The organism is Kitasatospora sp. NPDC057936 (genome assembly GCF_042887525.1).
GTDB lineage: Bacteria > Actinomycetota > Actinomycetes > Streptomycetales > Streptomycetaceae > Kitasatospora.
In genome coordinates this window covers 1-15,862 of record NZ_JBHVPD010000040.1, presented here as the reverse complement: position 1 = coordinate 15,862, position 15,862 = coordinate 1, and the positions used below count along the sequence as shown (strand labels likewise).

Below are 15,862 nucleotides of genomic sequence, written 5' to 3'. Positions count from 1 at the left end.
TCCCTACGGGATGACGGCGCCCGCCGAGGTCCGCCGCCGGGCCTCCACCGCGACCTCGCGGGAGGCCGCCGTCGCCACCGAGGTGGCGGCCCCGACCCCGGCCAGCACCCGCGGCCAGAAGTCGCCGAACACCTCGACCGAGACGGCGATCAGCAGCGCGGTGATCACCGCGACGACGTGCTCCAGACCGGCCAGGTTCGGCAGGACGACCGCCTCGCCGACCATCAGGACCACCACCAGCCCGGCGGTGAACCAGGCCCGGCAGCGGAACGCGATGCAGATCGCCAGCGCCACCACCGCGGCCGACGGCCCGGTGTCCCGCACGTAGGCGACCCACTTCGGGAAGCCGAACAGGTGGTCCGGCCCGATCGCCACGCCGAACCGGGCGAACAGCGTGCCCGCCAGGGTGCAGGCGTAGGCCACCACCAGCGTCATCCGGCGGCCGAGCACGATCTCGGCGATGCCGAAGACCAGGAAGACCTGGGCCAGCGCCCCCCAGACCGGCAGGTCCAGCGCCGGGACGTACAGCGACAGCGGGGTGCGCAGCAGGGAGACGTCCAGCGGCAGCGCGGCCTTCACCACACCGATGTGGTTGACGAAGCGCTCGCCGCCGGGCAGGTGCTGCACGATGCTGAACAGCAGGATCAGAAACGTCGCCGTGGTGGCCAGCGGAACGGCGGCGAACTTCTTGCGCACCACCTGGTCGCGGACCGTCACGAACAACGTCCCCCACTCGGCGACAGCGGCCGCTCTGGCTGTCGCCAGCGGCCCCTTTCGCACGCCCCCCGCGTGGGTCCTGTGAATCACAGCCGTCCTCTCCCGAATCCCCGAACCGTTGAGTCTTTTCTCAGCTACCTCAACATTAGAAGCCTCTTAACAAATCCACATCGGCATGGATGGGGATAAGGGTCATCCTCAGGGGGGAGGGGATCCCCCCTAGGGCACCCCCATCCGGCCGTCCGCCGCCCCCCGCCCCCCGGCGGAGAGCGGGCGGAGGACTACTCCTCGCCCTGCTGCGCGCCCACGGGCACGCGGGGCGCCACCACGGCGGACCCGGAGTGCCGGCGCCGGAAGAGGGCGGGCATGCTCGGCGCGACGATGAAGCCCTCGGCACGGGCGCTCGCGATGCCGATCCGCGGAATCTCGCTGCTCTTCTCGAAGAGCAGGTAACGCGGTTCCCAGATCGGCCGGTACTTGGCGTTGGCGCGGTACAGCGACTCGATCTGCCACCAGCGCGAGAAGAAACCGAGCACCGAGCGCCACAGCCGCAGCACCGGGCCGGCCCCCAGCCGCGAACCGCGCTCGAAAACGGAACGGAACATCGCGAAGTTCAACGAAACCCGCTTGAGCCCCACCTCGTCGGCGCGCTGGAGGAGTTCGATCACCATGAACTCGACCAGGCCGTTCTCGGTGTCCCGGGCCCGGCGCATCAGGTCCAGCGAGAGCCCGTCCGGGCCCCACGGCACGAAGCTCAGCAGCGCCTTGAGCTCGCCGTCGCCGTCGTGGCACTCCAGCATCACGCAGCGGCCGTCGGCCGGGTCGCCGAGGCGGCCGAGCGCCATCGAGAAGCCGCGCTCGGTCGCGCCGTCGCGCCACTCGTCGGCCTTGGCCACCAGCCGCTCCATCTCCGCCTCGGAGATGTCCTCGTGGCGGCGGATCCGCACGGTGTACCCGGCCCGCTTGACCCGGTTGTACGCCTGCCGGACGACCCGCATGGCCCGGCCCTCCAGCGAGAACTCGTCCAGCTCGACGATCGCCTCGTCACCCAGCTCCAGCGCGTCCAGCCCGTGCCGGGCGTAGATCACGCCGGCCTCCTCGGAGGCACCCATGACGGCCGGCGCCCAGGCGTGCTCGCGGGCCTCGGCGAGCCAGGCGTCGATCGCCCCCGGCCAGGCCTCCGGGTCGCCGATCGGGTCGCCCGAGGCGAGCGACACCCCGCCGATCACCCGGTAGGTGACGGCCGCCTTGCCGCTGGGGGAGAAGATCACGGCCTTGTCCCGGCGCAGCGCGAAGTAGCCGAGGGAGTCCCGCTCGCCCTGCTTGTCGAGCAGGGTCCGGAGCTTGGCCTCGTCCTCGGGGTTCAGCAGCTCCTTGCCGCGCGGGCTGCGGAAGGCGACGTACAGCACGAGCAGGAACAGCACCGCGCCCATCGCGTTGATCACCGCGTTCACCCAGGTCGGCGCGTTGATCACGGAGCGCAGGTGCTCGGACGGGGTGATGGTGATCATCCGGCCGACGGAGTAGCGGAAGAGGTCCCAGAAGCCGGCGCCGCCCAGGTCGTTGGTCAGCCACACCAGCAACGCGCCCACCCCGCCGCCGAACAGCAGCCCGCCGACGAAGGTCGCGGCGGCGGTCTTCGGGTTGGACTGGTCGCCCTTGGAGGTGAACTCCTTGCGCCCGATCAGCAGCGCCAGCACGAACAGGCAGGTCAGCACCGTGGAGATGTAGTTCAGCGGGTGCCGGTTGAAGCGCTCGTCGGGCAGCACCATGGCGGCCAGGTAGAGCAGGGCGAACATCCCGGCCAGCGCCGCGTTGAAGATCCACGCGGCCCGCTTGCGCCGCCGCATCGCGACCGCCAGGAACACCGACAGCACCGCGCTGGCCAGGCCCGAGGTCATCAGGTACGGCGTGAAGTACTCGCCCTCGTTGTGCTCGCTGACCTGGTCACGGAACGGCACCAGGAGTACCGTCGCCACGTTCAGCAGCGCGATCAGCCGCAGGTACCAGACGGAGGCCGCGGCGGCCCGCGGGCGCCAGCGGTCGAGCGGGCCGACGGGCCGGGGCCCGGTGGACGTGGCGGACGGCTCCGACTTCACAGTGGACGACACAGCTCAATTCCAAACGATCAGATGGTGGGGCGCATCCGCACACGGCCCGGCGCCGGGCGCCCGCACGGGCCCGACGGACTGACCGGCGGCCCCGGGCCCACCGGCCCCCGCACCGGGGAGCGGGCCGACGAAAGGGCAGCCACCAACATGGTTCCCCACCTCACGTGAGAATCGCGTGAACCGGGTAGCGGATTCCAGCCCCCGCCGAACGGCGGGGGTGCGGACCCGCCATGCGTTCGGCGGCCCGACCCGGCTACCCCTACCCTCGACATCGACCCGCGCGGACCGCCCCCACCCGGCCGCCCCAACCGAGGAGGCACCATCACCACCACCCGCGTGCTGATCGTGGACGACGAGATCCTGGTCCGCTCCGGCCTCGGCCTCATCGTCGGTTCCGCCCACGACCTGGAGGTGGTCGGCGACTGCTCCGGCGGCCAGGCCGAGGACCACGTCCAGCGGCTGCGCCCGCACGTCGTGCTGCTCGACATCCGGATGCCCGACCTCGACGGCATCTCGGTGCTGCGGAGGGTCCGCGCCCTGCCCGACCCGCCGGCCGTCGCGATGCTGACCACCTTCGACACCGACGAGTACATCGGCACCGCGCTGCGGGCCGGCGCCTCCGGCTTCCTCCTCAAGGACACCGCCCCCGAGCAGCTGGTGCACGCCGTCCGGGTGCTCGCGGCCGGCGGCAACATCCTCTCCCCGACCGTCACCCGCACCGTGATCGGCGGCTACGTGGACGGCGGCGGCCCGGACGCCGAGGCCTCCGCGCTCACCCGCACCCTCACCGGCCGGGAGCTGGACGTCCTGGCGCTGCTCGGCGAGGGCCTGTCCAACGCGGAGATCGCCGACCGGCTGTTCCTCGGCACCGGCACCGTCAAGGACCACATCAGCGCGATCCTCGGCAAGCTCGGCGCCGCGAACCGCGTCCAGGCCGCCGTGGTCGCCCACCGGGCCGGACTGGTCCGGCCGAAACCCGGCGACGGGGCATGACCGCCGCCGACCAGTTGCCGTCGAGACGGCTGCCGGCCTGGTGCACCGCGCCCTGGCTGATGCTGCTGCTGCCCGCGCTGTACTCCCTGATGGACGCGGCCCTGGTCGCCCGGGACGCCCCGTGGTGGCAGGTGGCGCTGTCGGTGCTGGCCGCCGTGACGCTGCTCTGGCGCCGCCGCTTCCCGGTCCTGGTGCTGCTGCTCACCATGCCCGGCAGCTACGTCGCCGACATCTGGCTGGCCCCGATCACGGCCGTCTACACGCTGGCGGCCGAACGCCCCAACCCCCGTCTGGTCATCCCCCTCGGCACCCTCTTCACCCTCGTCGAGTTCTTCCACTGGCCGATCTCCGACCAGACCGTCTGGCTGAGCCGCGACACCGCGCTCTACGCCATCCAGTCGATCATGCTCGCCGCCGGCCCCGCCGCCACCGGCCTGCTCGCCCGCACCCGGCGGGAGCTGGCGGCCCGGGTCGAGGAGCTGATCCGGGGCCAGGAGCGGGAGACCAGGCTGCTCGCCGAGCGGGTGCTGATCAGCGAGCGCGGCCGGCTCGCCCGCGAGATGCACGACGTCGTCTCGCACCAGGTCAGCCTGATCAGCATCCAGGCCGGCGCGCTCCAGGTGAGCACCCCCGACCCGGCCGCGGTGGCCACCGCCCGCACCATCCGCGAGCTGTCCGTGCGCACCCTCGACGAGCTGCGCCAGATGGTCGGCGTGCTGCGCACCGGCGACCCGCGCCACAACACCCCGCTCGCCCCGCAGCCGCGGCTGGCCGACCTGCCCCGGCTGATCGAGCAGAGCGGCCTGGCCGCCGACGCCGAGCTGGCGCCCGGCGACCGCCCGTGGCCGGAGGCGGTCGAGCGGGCCGCCTACCGGACGGTCCAGGAGGCGCTCACCAACATCACCAAGTACGCCCCGGACGCGGCCGTGCACGTGAAGGTGCGGGCGAAGGGCCGGCGGCTGCGGGTCGAGGTGCGCAACGACCCCCCGCCGGTGCGGCCGGCCCGGGCGGACGCCCTGACCCTGCCGGGCGGCGGTCACGGGCTGGTGGGCCTGCGCGAGCGCGCCCAGCTCCTCGGCGGCACGCTGACCGCGGGCCCCACCCAGGAGGGCGGTTTCGAGGTCCGCGCCGAACTCCCCGCCTCCCGCGCCTGAGCCGGCTGCCAACCGCCGGAACGCCGCCCGGTGACGGTCCTGCCGGAGAACGAGAAAGCCCCGCAGATCCGAAGATCTGCGGGGCTTCGCTGTGCGCGAGGGGGGAGTTGAACCCCCACGCCCTTTCGGGCACTGGAACCTGAATCCAGCGCGTCTGCCTATTCCGCCACCCGCGCATGGGTGCGTCTTCCGTGCCGACCGGATCCCCGACCCACCAGCGCCTCGCGGCCCTCGTGGTTCTTCGTTCCGGCCTCCCTCTCGGGCGGCCCTTCCGACGTGGAAAACAGTAGCACGACCTGGGGGAGTCCTCCGAATCCGTTCCGGCGGGACGGTTCCACCCCCGGTCCGCCACCCGAGCGCGTCCGAACGGATGCGCCCCGAACGTCCGGGCGAAGCGTGGAACCCCCTTCCGACGGGCACACCTGGCGTGCCGTACCCGATATGCGTCACCCTGTGTGTCCGAGCCCACCCCCGGGCACGACGCGTTCTGGGAACCGTACGGATGGGCCCGGCGTGGATACGATCAGTACGGAAGTACCGCAAGTAGGCACGACCGGCTCTCCGGGGCCCGGTCGGCAGGCAGGCGAACGAACCCTGGAAGGGGGTGCCCCATGGGAGTGCTGAAGAAGTTCGAGCAGCGACTTGAGGGTCTCGTCAACGGCACCTTCGCGAAGGTGTTCAAGTCCGAGGTCCAGCCCGTGGAGATCGCCGGTGCGCTGCAGCGCGAGTGCGACAACAACGCGAGCATCTGGAACCGCGACCGCACCGTCGTGCCGAACGACTTCATCGTCGAGCTGAGCCCGCACGACCACGAACGCCTGAGCCCCTACTCCGGGCAGCTCGGCAGCGAGCTCGCCGGCATGGTCCGCGAGTACGCCGAGGCCCAGCGGTACAGCTTCATGGGCCCCCTCCAGGTGAACCTGGAGAAGGCCGACGACCTCGACACCGGCCTGTACCGGGTGCGCAGCCGCACCCTGGCGGCCGAGGAGCCCCAGCAGTACGCGCCGCCGCAGCCCGGCTACGACCGCCCGCCGGCCGCCCCGGCCCCCGGCGCGCCGTGGCAGCAGCCGGGCGCCGACCAGTACGGCGCGCCCCCGCCGCCGGCCGCGCCCCCCGCCATGCCCCCGGCCCCGCCGACCGCGGGCGGCAACGTCCGCGCGTTCCCCGGCTCCGGCCACGGCGCCTCGGTCCGCACCTGGATCGAGGTGAACGGCACCCGCCACCAGATCTCCGGCGGCACGTGCGTGCTCGGCCGCTCGACCGAGGCGGACGTCCGGATCGACGACCCGGGCGTCTCCCGCAAGCACGCCGAGATCCGCCCCGGCAACCCTTCGATGGTCCTCGACCTGGGCTCCACCAACGGCATCGTGGTGGACGGACAGCACACCCAGCGCGCTACGCTCCGCGACGGCTCGCGAATCGTCGTGGGCTCCACCACCATCGTCTACCGACAGGTCGAAGGGTAGTGTCCGATTTGTTCGCGCGCTTCGCTCACCCACACGCGGGGCGGCCATGTCCGAACTGACCCTGACGGTGATGCGGCTGGGCTTCCTGGCCGTGCTGTGGCTGTTCGTCATCGTCGCGATCCAGGTGATCCGCAGCGACCTCTTCGGGACCAAGGTGAACCCCCGCTCCTCGCGCCGCGGCGGTGCCGCGCCCGCGCCCGGAGCCGGTGCGGCCACCGCTCCCGCCGCCGGACGCCCCGCGCCGACCCCGGGCCCGGGCGCCGGCACCGCCGCCCCGACCGCGGGCGGCGGCCGGCGCCGCGGCGCCCCGACGCAGCTCGTCGTGGTCCAGGGCTCCCTGGCCGGGACCACCGTCGCGCTGCAGGGCCAGACCATCACCCTGGGCCGGGCGCACGACTCCACCATCGTGCTGGACGACGACTACGCGTCCTCCCGGCATGCCAGGATCTATCCCGACCAGACTGGGCAGTGGACGGTCGAGGATCTAGGCTCCACCAACGGCACCTATCTGGACCGGCAGCGCCTGACCGCGCCGACCCCGCTCCAGCCGGGCATGCCGATCCGTATCGGCAGGACCGTCATCGAACTGCGGAAGTAGTAGCGCATGAGGGACAGCATCCCGTCCATGACCCAGAGGGGGGCACAGGTCGCATGACCCTGGTGCTGCGCTTCGCCGCCGGCTCCCACAAGGGACTGATCCGGGAGGGGAACGAGGACTCCGGCTACGCCGGGCCGCGGCTGCTGGCCGTGGCCGACGGCATGGGCGGCGCCGCGGCCGGCGAGGTCGCGTCCTCCGAGGTGCTCGGCTCCATCGTCCGTCTGGACGAGGACGTGCCGGGCGCCGATCTGCTGACCCTGCTCGGTGACGCCGTCCAGGGCGCCAACGACCGGCTCCGGCAGATGGTCGAGGACGACCCCCAGCTGGAGGGCATGGGCTGCACGCTCACCGCCATGCTCTGGACGGGCCAGCGGATGGGCCTCGTGCACGTCGGCGACTCCCGCGCCTACCTGCTGCGCGACGGGTCGCTGGTGCAGATCACCCAGGACCACACCTGGGTGCAGCGCCTGGTCGACGAGGGCCGGATCACGCCCGAGGAGGCCGAGACCCACCCGCAGCGCTCGCTGCTGATGCGGGCCCTGGACGGCCGCGGCCAGGTCGAGCCCGACCTGTCGATCCGCGAGGTCCGGGCCGGCGACCGCTACCTGATCTGTTCCGACGGCCTCTCCGGCCCGGTCAGCCACCAGACGCTCGAAGCCACCCTCGGCAGCTACTACGCGCCCGAGCAGACCGTGCAGGAGCTGATCCAGCTCGCGCTGCGCGGCGGCGGCCCGGACAACATCACCTGCATCGTGGCGGACGTCATCGACGTCGGCGCCACGGACACCATGAGCGGCCAGTTCAACGACGTCCCGGTGGTGGTCGGCGCGGTCGCCGACGCCCCGCCGTCCTCGGCCGCCACCGACCGTTCCATCGCCGACACCCCGGCCGGCCGCGCCGCCGGCCTCGGCCGCGCGCCCCAGGGCGCCTTCGGCCCCGCCGAGGGCTACGACGGCGGCTACGACGCGTCGGGCGGCTTCGGCCCCGCCGAGGGCTACGAGGGCGAGTACGGCGGCTACAACGGCGCCGAGCCCTCGGTCTACGGCACCGAGGACTTCGACGAGGAGGAGCCGCCGAAGCGCAAGCGCAAGGGGCTCAAGGTCTCGCTGGCCGTCCTGGTCGCCCTCGGCGTGCTCGGCGGCGGCGGGTACTTCGGCTACCAGTGGACCCAGGGCCAGTACTACGTCGGCGCGGAGGACGGGCACGTCGCCGTCTACCAGGGCATCAACCAGAACCTGGCCGGCCTGAGCCTCTCCTCGGTGCACACCGAGTACAAGGACATCGCGCTCAAGTACCTGCCGACGGACCAGCAGGCGCACGTCACCAAGACCATCTCGGTGAACAGCCTGAACGACGCCGACGCGACCATCAAGGAGCTCGACGGCTGGGCCAAGCTCTGCAAGAAGGTCAGCGACGCGAAGGCCGGCACCACCGGGCAGCCCGCGGGCACCCAGGCCACCCAGACGACGTACGCCGACCCCGCCGGGTTCGTGGCCGCGCCCGCGCCCACGCCGAGCGAGAAGCCGAGCGAGAAGAACCGCGCCCCCGTGGCCGCGGTGCCCACCCCGACGGCCACCTCCTCGGCCACCCCGAGCGCCCCGGCCACCCCGCCACCCGTCACCACCCCCGCACCGGCCCCCGGCGCGGCGGGCGACGTGCCCGGCCTGAGCGACGAGGACCGGCAGCGCGCCGAGTCCTGCCCGAAGCAGTGACCCCCGTGACCCGACATAGGCCCGCCCCCGGCCGGCCCGCCGGCCGGCAGGGAGCGGCCCACCAGTGAGCACCTACGACCTGAGCAGCGGCGCGGGCCGGCCCGGCCGGCGCCGGACGCCGGCCGCCCGGCTCGACGGCCGGCGCCGGGGCAACACCACCATCACCCCGCAGGAAGCGCCCAACCGGCGCAACACCGAGCTGGCCCTGCTGGTCTTCGCCGTCCTGCTCCCGGTCCTCGCCTACGCCAACGTGGGCCTCGCCATGGACTCCGAGCTGCCCGGCGGCATGCTCGGCTACGGCCTCGGGATGGGCTCGCTCGCCCTCGTCGCACACCTGCTGGTCCGCCGCTTCGCGCCGTACGCGGACCCGCTGATGCTGCCGCTCGCCACCCTGCTGAACGGGCTCGGCGTGGTCATGATCTGGCGGCTCGACAAGGCGGGCAAGCTGCTCAGCGGCAACTTCAAGGCCGCCGAGAACCAGCTGATGTGGTCCGGCCTCGGCGTCGCGCTGTTCATCGGCGTCATGGTGTTCCTCAAGGACCACCGCGTGCTCCAGCGCTACACCTACATCTCGATGGTCGCGGCCCTCGTCCTGCTCGCCGCGCCGGCGTTCTTCCCGGCCCGCGCGGAGGACTTCGGCGCCAAGATCTGGATCCGGATGGGCGGCTTCTCCATCCAGCCCGGCGAGTTCGCCAAGATCATCCTCACCGTCTTCTTCGCCGGCTACCTGATGGTCAAGCGGGACGCCCTGGCCCTGGCCAGCCGCCGCTTCGCCGGCCTCTACCTGCCGCGCGGGCGCGACCTCGGACCGATCGTGGTGATCTGGCTGCTCAGCCTGCTGATCCTGATCTTCGAGAACGACCTCGGCACGTCCTTCCTGTTCTTCGGCCTGTTCGTGGTGATGCTCTACGTCGCCACCGAGCGCACCAGCTGGATCCTGTTCGGCCTGCTGATGTCGGTCGGCGGCGCGACCGCCGTCGCCATGACCGCCGGCCACGTGAAGACCCGGATCGACGCCTGGATCGACCCGATGGCCGCCTTCGCCCCGCACCCGCCGAAGGGCTCCACCGAGCAGATCGGCCAGTCGCTGATGGCGCTCGGATCCGGCGGGGTGACCGGCTCCGGCCTCGGCCAGGGGCGGTCCTGGCTGATCAACTTCGCCGCCAAGAGCGACTTCATCCTGGGCTCCTTCGGCGAGGAGCTCGGCCTCGCCGGCCTGATGGCGATCTTCCTGCTCTACGCGCTGCTGGTGCAGCGCGGCCTGCGCACCGCGCTCGCCGCCCGCGACCCGTTCGGCAAGCTGTTCGCCGTCGGCCTCGCCTCCGCCATGGCGCTGCAGGTCTTCGTCGTCGCCGGCGGGGTCACCGGGCTGATCCCGCTGACCGGTATGACCATGCCGTTCCTCGCCCAGGGCGGTTCGTCAGTGGTCGCCAACTGGGCGCTCATCGCGATCCTGCTGAAGATCAGCGACAGCGCCCGCCGACCCGGGGTCGAACCCGCCCCCGCCACCGAGGGCCAGGGAGGACCCGCCAGATGAACAAGCCGATCCGCCGGGTCTCGATCTTCTGCCTCGTGCTGATCCTGGCCCTGATGCTGCGCACCAACTGGGTGCAGGGCGTCCAGGCCGACGCCTGGGCCAGCAACGCCAACAACAAGCGCCAGCAGTTCGACCGCTACGCCCACCCGCGCGGCAACATCGTCGTCGGCGGCCAGCCGGTCACGAAGTCCGACTTCGTCAACGGCCTGCGCTACAAGTACAAGCGCTCCTGGGTCGACGGCCCGATGTACGCCCCGGTCACCGGCTACTCCTCCCAGGTCTACGGCTCCAACGGGCTGGAGAACCTGGAGGACGGCGTCCTCTCCGGCACCGACGACCGGCTGTTCTTCCGCAACACCCTCGACATGCTGACCGGTGAGCAGAAGAAGGGCGGCGACGTCGTCACGACGATCAACGCCAAGGCCCAGAAGGCCGCCTGGGACGGACTCGGCAACAAGAAGGGCGCGGTCGTCGCGCTCGACCCGAAGACCGGCGCGATCCTCGCCCTGGTCTCCACCCCGTCCTACGACCCGGGCACCATCTCCGGCAGCGAGGACTCGGACTCCAAGTCCTGGACGGACCTCAACGCCGACCCGAACAAGCCGATGCTCAACCGGGCGCTGAAGGAGACCTATCCGCCCGGCTCGACCTTCAAGCTGGTCACCGCGACCGCCGCGTTCGAGAACGGCCTGTACCAGAACGTCGACGACGCGACGAGCACGCCGGACCCGTACACCCTGCCGGGCACCGCCACCGTTCTCAAGAACGAGAGCCCGAACGAGAAGTGCGAGAACGCCACCATCAAGTCCGGCCTGGACCAGTCCTGCAACACGGTCTTCGCCAAGATGGGCGCCGACCTCGGCAAGGACAAGATGCGGGCGCAGGCCGAGAAGTTCGGCTTCAACAGCACCGTCGACACCCCGGTCCGCTCCGAGAAGAGCATCTTCCCGAACAGCGCCAGCCTGGACGGCACCGCCCAGGACTCGATCGGCCAGCACGACACCCGCGCCACCCCGCTGCAGATGGCCATGGTCTCCGCGGCCATCGCCAACAACGGCAGCCTGATGACGCCGTACCTGGTCGACCAGGAGCGCTCGGCCTCGCTGACGACCATCTCCAAGCACACCGAGAAGCAGTTCTCCCAGGCCATGAGCCCGGCCACCGCGCAGAAGATGCAGGACCTGATGGTCTCGGTGGTCGAGAACGGCACCGGCACCAACGCCAAGATCCCCGGCATCCAGGTCGGCGGCAAGACCGGCACCGCCCAGCACGGCGAGGACAACGCGGGCCTGCCGTTCGCCTGGTTCACGTCCTGGGCCAAGACCTCGGACGGCCAGTCGGTCGCGGTCGCGGTCGTGGTCGAGGACGGCTCCCAGAACCGCGACGGCATCAGCGGCGGCCGCCTCGCGGCCCCGATCGCCAAGGCGGTGATGCAGGCCGTGCTCGGCAAGTGACGGGCAGGGCCGCGGGTGAGTGGAATGTCACGATCGGCACCCCCGTTCGGATACCGGTCTGGTATCGGCCTACGGGTGACTCCGGTCCGACGTGGTACGACCGGTAGCGTATCCGCCAGCAGCGGGTGTGCCCGTTGCCGCCCGCGAGGCGGCGCACGACCCGGCCGGAGAACCGGTCGCGGGCCGCGCGGCGTCACCCAGAGCGTGCGGGGACACCTACGTCACAACCTCACCGGCGGGTGAGGGAGAGGGTCGGAACTATGGAAGAGCCTCGTCGCCTCGGCGGCAGGTACGAGCTCGGCGGCGTCCTCGGACGCGGCGGCATGGCCGAGGTGTACCTCGGCCATGACACCCGGCTCGGCCGTTCCGTCGCAGTGAAGACGCTCCGGGCCGACATGGCCCGGGATCCGTCGTTCCAGGCCCGCTTCCGCCGCGAGGCGCAGTCGGCGGCGTCCCTGAACCACCCCGCGATCGTCGCCGTGTACGACACCGGCGAGGACTACATCGACGGCATCTCCATCCCGTACATCGTGATGGAGTACGTCGAGGGGTCCACGCTGCGCGAGCTGCTGCACTCCGGGCGCCGGCTGCTGCCGGAGCGCGCGCTGGAGATGACCATCGGCATCCTGCAGGCGCTGGAGTACTCGCACCGGGCGGGCATCGTCCACCGCGACATCAAGCCCGCCAACGTGATGCTGACCCGGCAGGGCAACGTCAAGGTCATGGACTTCGGCATCGCCCGCGCGATGGGCGACGCCGGGATGACCATGACGCAGACCTCGGCCGTCATCGGCACCGCCCAGTACCTCTCCCCCGAGCAGGCCAAGGGCGAGCAGGTCGACGCCCGGTCCGACCTGTACTCCACCGGCTGCCTGCTGTACGAGCTGCTGACCGTCCGCCCGCCGTTCGTCGGCGACTCCCCGGTGGCCGTGGCCTACCAGCACGTCCGGGAGGAGCCGCAGCCGCCGTCGGTCTTCGACCCCGAGGTGCGCCCCGAGGTCGACGCGATCGTGCTGAAGGCCCTCGCCAAGGAGCGCGACTACCGCTACCAGAGCGCCGACGAGATGCGCGACGACATCGAGCGCTTCCTCGACGGCCTCCCGGTCGCCGCCGCCCAGCAGGCGGCCGCCTACGGCATGGGCGCCGCCGGGTACGGCTACGACCAGAACGGCTACCCGCAGCACGACCCGTACGGCCAGACCAACGTGCTGCCGCAGCAGCCCGGCGGTCCGACCACCGTCCTGCCGCAGGTCGGCCAGCCCGGCTACGGACAGCAGGGCGGCTACCCGGACGACGGCTACGGCCAGACCTACGCCGGCGCCCCGGCGGGCGGCGGCCACGACGACGGCTACGGCTCCGAGGGCGGCCGGCGCGGGGACCGGCCGAAGAAGAGCAACACCTCCTGGATCGTGCTGGCGGTCGCCGCCGTACTGGTCCTGGTCGGCACCTTCTTCGTCGCCCAGGCGATGTTCAACGGCGGTGGCGGCAGCAAGGAGCCCGCGAAGCTCGCCGCGCCGAGCCTGGTCGGCAAGAGCCTGGCCGACGCGAAGACGGCGGCCGCGCAGGCCGGTCCCAAGCTCGTGGTGACCGAGGGCGACAAGATCGCCTGCCCGGACGCCAACGTGAAGAAGGACCAGGTCTGCACCCAGAACCCGGCGGCCGGCACCCAGGTCGCGGAGAACGGCACGATCACCGTGCAGGTCTCCTCCGGCCCGGCCAAGGCGAACGTCCCGCCGGTGACCGGCAAGACCAAGGACCAGGCGACGCAGGCCCTCAGCGCGGCCGGCTTCACCAACGTCACCACCGAGTACAAGGACGACGACACCGCCCCGCAGGACACCGTCACCGCCCAGGACCCGGCCGCCAACAGCCCGGCCGACCCGAGCGCGCCGATCAAGCTGACGATCTCGCAGGGCAAGAGCAAGATCGCCGTTCCGTCCGTGCTCGGCATGCAGAAGGACGCCGCGGCGGCCCAGCTGCAGGGCGCGGGCTTCCAGGTCGACATGTCGAAGACGGTGGCGACGACCGACCCGACCAAGGTCGACACGGTCGCGTCGCAGACGCCCGCGGCCAACACCAAGGCCCCGGCCAACACGAAGATCCAGCTGGTCGTCTTCAAGGCGCCGGACAAGGCCCAGGTCCCGCCGCTGCAGAACGTCAAGCTGTCGGACGCCGTCAGCCAGCTCCAGAAGCTCGGCCTCGGCTACGCCGTGACCGGCCCGTCGGACCCGAACGCCGTGGTCATCATGACCAACCCGCCGGCCGGCACCATGCTGGACCCGAACACCCAGGTCAACCTGGTCACGAGGCCGGCCGATCCGCCCAAAGGGGGGGACCCCGGCCCCTCACCCTCCAACCCCAAAGGGGGGAACAACCCCTAAGCCCTTCTTCCCCTTCTTCTGAGGGGTCCTGAGGCTTGGTGGGGGTTGTCACGACAGCACCGAGGGCCCGTCGCAGCGACTGCGGCGGGCCCTCGGGCGTTCTCCGGCGGGCAGGAGCGGCTCAGGAGTGCCGCAGCTCGGGCGGCGGGGTCCGCCCGGCGTCCACGGGATCCACCCGGACCAGGCTCCCCCACACCGCCATCCGGTAGCGCGAGGTGTAGACCGGCGTGCAGGTGGTCAGCGTGATGTACCGGCCCGGGGCGGTGTAGCCGGAGCCGGTCGGGACGGGCGCGACGATGCCGGTGTCGTACTTGGACGTCTCCGGCAGGGTGTTGTCGACCTTGTAGACGTACCACTTGTCCTTGGTCTCGACGACGATCGCGTCGCCCCTGCGGACCGCGTCCAGGTCGTGGAACTTGGCGCCGTGGCCGTCCCGGTGCGCGGCCAGCGCGAAGTTGCCGGTCGCGTCCCAGGGCATCGCGGCGCGGTACGGCTGCTCGTACACCCCGGCGACGCCCTCGGCCAGGGTGTCGGTGTCGGCGCCCATCCGGATCAGCACCTGGTAGTCCTTGCCCATCGCCGGGACGTGCAGGAAGCCGACCCCGTCCCCGGCCGCGTAGGCGGGCGCGGCGGCCGTCGCTCCGGGCGTCGGCGAGGGCGTGCCGGTGGGGCCCGCGGCCCAGGCGCTGCGCAGCTTGTCGGAGGCCTCGGACGCCGAGCGGTCCGCCTCGACGTTGGTCCACCAGAGCGAGTAGGCGACGAACAGGCCGAGCACCAGGCCCAGGGTGATCAGGAGCTCGCCGAGGACCCCGAGGACGGCCGGCGCCCGGCCCCTCCCGCGCCGCGCCGGCTCCGGTCCGGGCGCACCGCCCGGACCGGGTTCCGGGAAGGCCTCCACGGCCGTCTCGTCCTGCGTCACCGGTGCTCCCCCTCCGTCGCCTGCGGCCGGGTGGCTACCCGCCCGCGATCGCGGCCGGCTTGCCCTGGCTGCGCGGCCGTTCCTCGGTCATCTTGCCAAACAGGATGAGGCGGAACTTGGAGGTGAACTCCGGGGTGCAGGTGGTGAGGGTGATGTACCGGCCGGGGCCGGTGTAGCCGGAACCGTTCGGGACGGCCTTGATCACGCTGACGTTGCTGGGGGAGGTCTCCGGGATGCCGCCGGTGATCTCGTACGTGTAGTACGCGGTGGCGGTCTCCACCACGACCTGGTCGCCCTTGCCGAGCTTGTTGATGTACCGGAACGGCTCGCCGTGGGTGTTGCGGTGCGCGGCGAGCGCGAAGTTGCCGGCCTTGTCGGCCGGCATGCCGGTGCCGGTGTAGTGGCCGACCAGGCCGTTGTCGAGCACCGCCGACTTGGAGGTGCCCTCGGCGATCGGGAACTTCAGCCCGAGCTTGGGCAGGTAGATGATCGCGAAGCCCTTGCCGGGCTCGAACGTCTCGGGTTTCGCCGGATCCGGTGCCGGCTGTCCCGGCTGGCCGGGCTGGGCGGCGTCGAACTGCTTCTCCAGCTGGCTGCGGGCGCCGTCGGCGGCCGCGTCGGCCTGCACGTTGGTCCACCACAACTGGTACGAGACGAAGAGCAGCATGACGACGCCGAGCGTGATGCACAGCTCGCCGACCAGGCGCGCCGCGATCACGACCGGGGACTCCTTGGGCCGCGCCCGCGGCCCCGCGCCCTTGCCGGAGGCCCGGCGCCGCCCGCCGCCCGGGCGCACCGAGGTGCGCCCCTGGGCGGCCCG

The 15,862-nt window shown here is 72.0% G+C and carries 12 protein-coding genes and 1 tRNA gene; 8 read left to right on the top strand and 5 right to left on the bottom strand.

Translation table 11 applies throughout. The features are described 5' to 3' along the window. Window positions 1-3: 3 nt before the first annotated feature. Both ACFVU9_RS21495 and ACFVU9_RS21490 read right to left on the bottom strand, forming a co-directional pair. The gene (locus tag ACFVU9_RS21495; RefSeq protein ID WP_380497454.1) at window positions 4-717 is read right to left on the bottom strand and encodes a hypothetical protein; all 714 of its coding nucleotides are present in this window, start codon (window positions 715-717) and stop codon (window positions 4-6) included. A gap of 281 nt (window positions 718-998) precedes the next feature. Continuing rightward, window positions 999-2,828 carry a phosphatidylglycerol lysyltransferase domain-containing protein gene (locus tag ACFVU9_RS21490; protein ID WP_380439723.1) on the bottom strand — a complete coding sequence of 610 codons (1,830 nt, stop codon included), beginning with the start codon at window positions 2,826-2,828 and terminating at the stop codon, window positions 999-1,001. 339 nt (window positions 2,829-3,167) lie between these two features. On the opposite strand from ACFVU9_RS21490, the gene ACFVU9_RS21485 reads away from it, so the two are divergent. Both ACFVU9_RS21485 and ACFVU9_RS21480 read left to right on the top strand, forming a co-directional pair. Next, window positions 3,168-3,821 (top strand): response regulator, encoded by a 654-nt coding sequence (locus ACFVU9_RS21485; RefSeq protein ID WP_380439735.1) that lies wholly within the window; start codon window positions 3,168-3,170, stop codon window positions 3,819-3,821. Continuing rightward, the gene (locus ACFVU9_RS21480) at window positions 3,818-4,975 is read left to right on the top strand and encodes a sensor histidine kinase (protein WP_380439725.1); all 1,158 of its coding nucleotides are present in this window, start codon (window positions 3,818-3,820) and stop codon (window positions 4,973-4,975) included. Before ACFVU9_RS21485 ends, ACFVU9_RS21480 begins: the two co-directional genes overlap by 4 nt. Before the next feature lie 92 nt (window positions 4,976-5,067). On the opposite strand, the gene ACFVU9_RS21475 is transcribed toward ACFVU9_RS21480, so the two are convergent. After that, window positions 5,068-5,151 (bottom strand) — tRNA-Leu (locus ACFVU9_RS21475). A gap of 435 nt (window positions 5,152-5,586) precedes the next feature. Here ACFVU9_RS21475 and ACFVU9_RS21470 point away from each other — a divergent pair. From ACFVU9_RS21470 to pknB, 6 genes are all read left to right on the top strand, one after another. Next, window positions 5,587-6,441: an FhaA domain-containing protein gene (locus ACFVU9_RS21470; RefSeq protein ID WP_387595457.1), complete on the top strand. Its 855-nt coding sequence runs from the start codon at window positions 5,587-5,589 to the stop codon at window positions 6,439-6,441. Between the two features lie 46 nt (window positions 6,442-6,487). Further along, window positions 6,488-7,039 (top strand): FHA domain-containing protein, encoded by a 552-nt coding sequence (locus ACFVU9_RS21465; RefSeq protein WP_387595454.1) that lies wholly within the window; start codon window positions 6,488-6,490, stop codon window positions 7,037-7,039. 53 nt (window positions 7,040-7,092) lie between these two features. Then, on the top strand, window positions 7,093-8,751 hold the full coding sequence (locus ACFVU9_RS21460) for a PP2C family protein-serine/threonine phosphatase (protein ID WP_387595451.1): 1,659 nt from the start codon (window positions 7,093-7,095) through the stop codon (window positions 8,749-8,751). 160 nt (window positions 8,752-8,911) lie between these two features. Continuing rightward, window positions 8,912-10,288 (top strand): FtsW/RodA/SpoVE family cell cycle protein, encoded by a 1,377-nt coding sequence (locus tag ACFVU9_RS21455; RefSeq protein WP_380448659.1) that lies wholly within the window; start codon window positions 8,912-8,914, stop codon window positions 10,286-10,288. After that, the gene (locus ACFVU9_RS21450; RefSeq protein ID WP_387595448.1) at window positions 10,285-11,742 is read left to right on the top strand and encodes a peptidoglycan D,D-transpeptidase FtsI family protein; all 1,458 of its coding nucleotides are present in this window, start codon (window positions 10,285-10,287) and stop codon (window positions 11,740-11,742) included. Before ACFVU9_RS21455 ends, ACFVU9_RS21450 begins: the two co-directional genes overlap by 4 nt. 260 nt (window positions 11,743-12,002) lie before the next feature. Next, window positions 12,003-14,123 (top strand): Stk1 family PASTA domain-containing Ser/Thr kinase, encoded by a 2,121-nt coding sequence (pknB, locus tag ACFVU9_RS21445; protein ID WP_380448649.1) that lies wholly within the window; start codon window positions 12,003-12,005, stop codon window positions 14,121-14,123. A gap of 121 nt (window positions 14,124-14,244) precedes the next feature. On the opposite strand, the gene ACFVU9_RS21440 is transcribed toward pknB, so the two are convergent. Then, the gene (locus ACFVU9_RS21440; RefSeq protein WP_387595445.1) at window positions 14,245-15,042 is read right to left on the bottom strand and encodes a class E sortase; all 798 of its coding nucleotides are present in this window, start codon (window positions 15,040-15,042) and stop codon (window positions 14,245-14,247) included. 34 nt (window positions 15,043-15,076) lie between these two features. Next, a partial coding sequence (locus tag ACFVU9_RS21435; RefSeq protein ID WP_387595442.1) for a class E sortase occupies window positions 15,077-15,862 on the bottom strand: 786 nt, incomplete at its 5' end.

Excerpts from the sequence above, each read along its gene's own strand:
- ACFVU9_RS21480 (WP_380439725.1), top strand. The coding sequence starts at position 3,818 with ATGACCGCCGCCGACCAGTTGCCGTCGAGACGGCTGCCGGCCTGGTGC.
- ACFVU9_RS21470 (WP_387595457.1), top strand. The coding sequence starts at position 5,587 with ATGGGAGTGCTGAAGAAGTTCGAGCAGCGACTTGAGGGTCTCGTCAAC.
- ACFVU9_RS21465 (WP_387595454.1), top strand. The coding sequence starts at position 6,488 with ATGTCCGAACTGACCCTGACGGTGATGCGGCTGGGCTTCCTGGCCGTG.
- ACFVU9_RS21460 (WP_387595451.1), top strand. The coding sequence starts at position 7,093 with ATGACCCTGGTGCTGCGCTTCGCCGCCGGCTCCCACAAGGGACTGATC.
- ACFVU9_RS21450 (WP_387595448.1), top strand. The coding sequence starts at position 10,285 with ATGAACAAGCCGATCCGCCGGGTCTCGATCTTCTGCCTCGTGCTGATC.
- pknB (WP_380448649.1), top strand. The coding sequence starts at position 12,003 with ATGGAAGAGCCTCGTCGCCTCGGCGGCAGGTACGAGCTCGGCGGCGTC.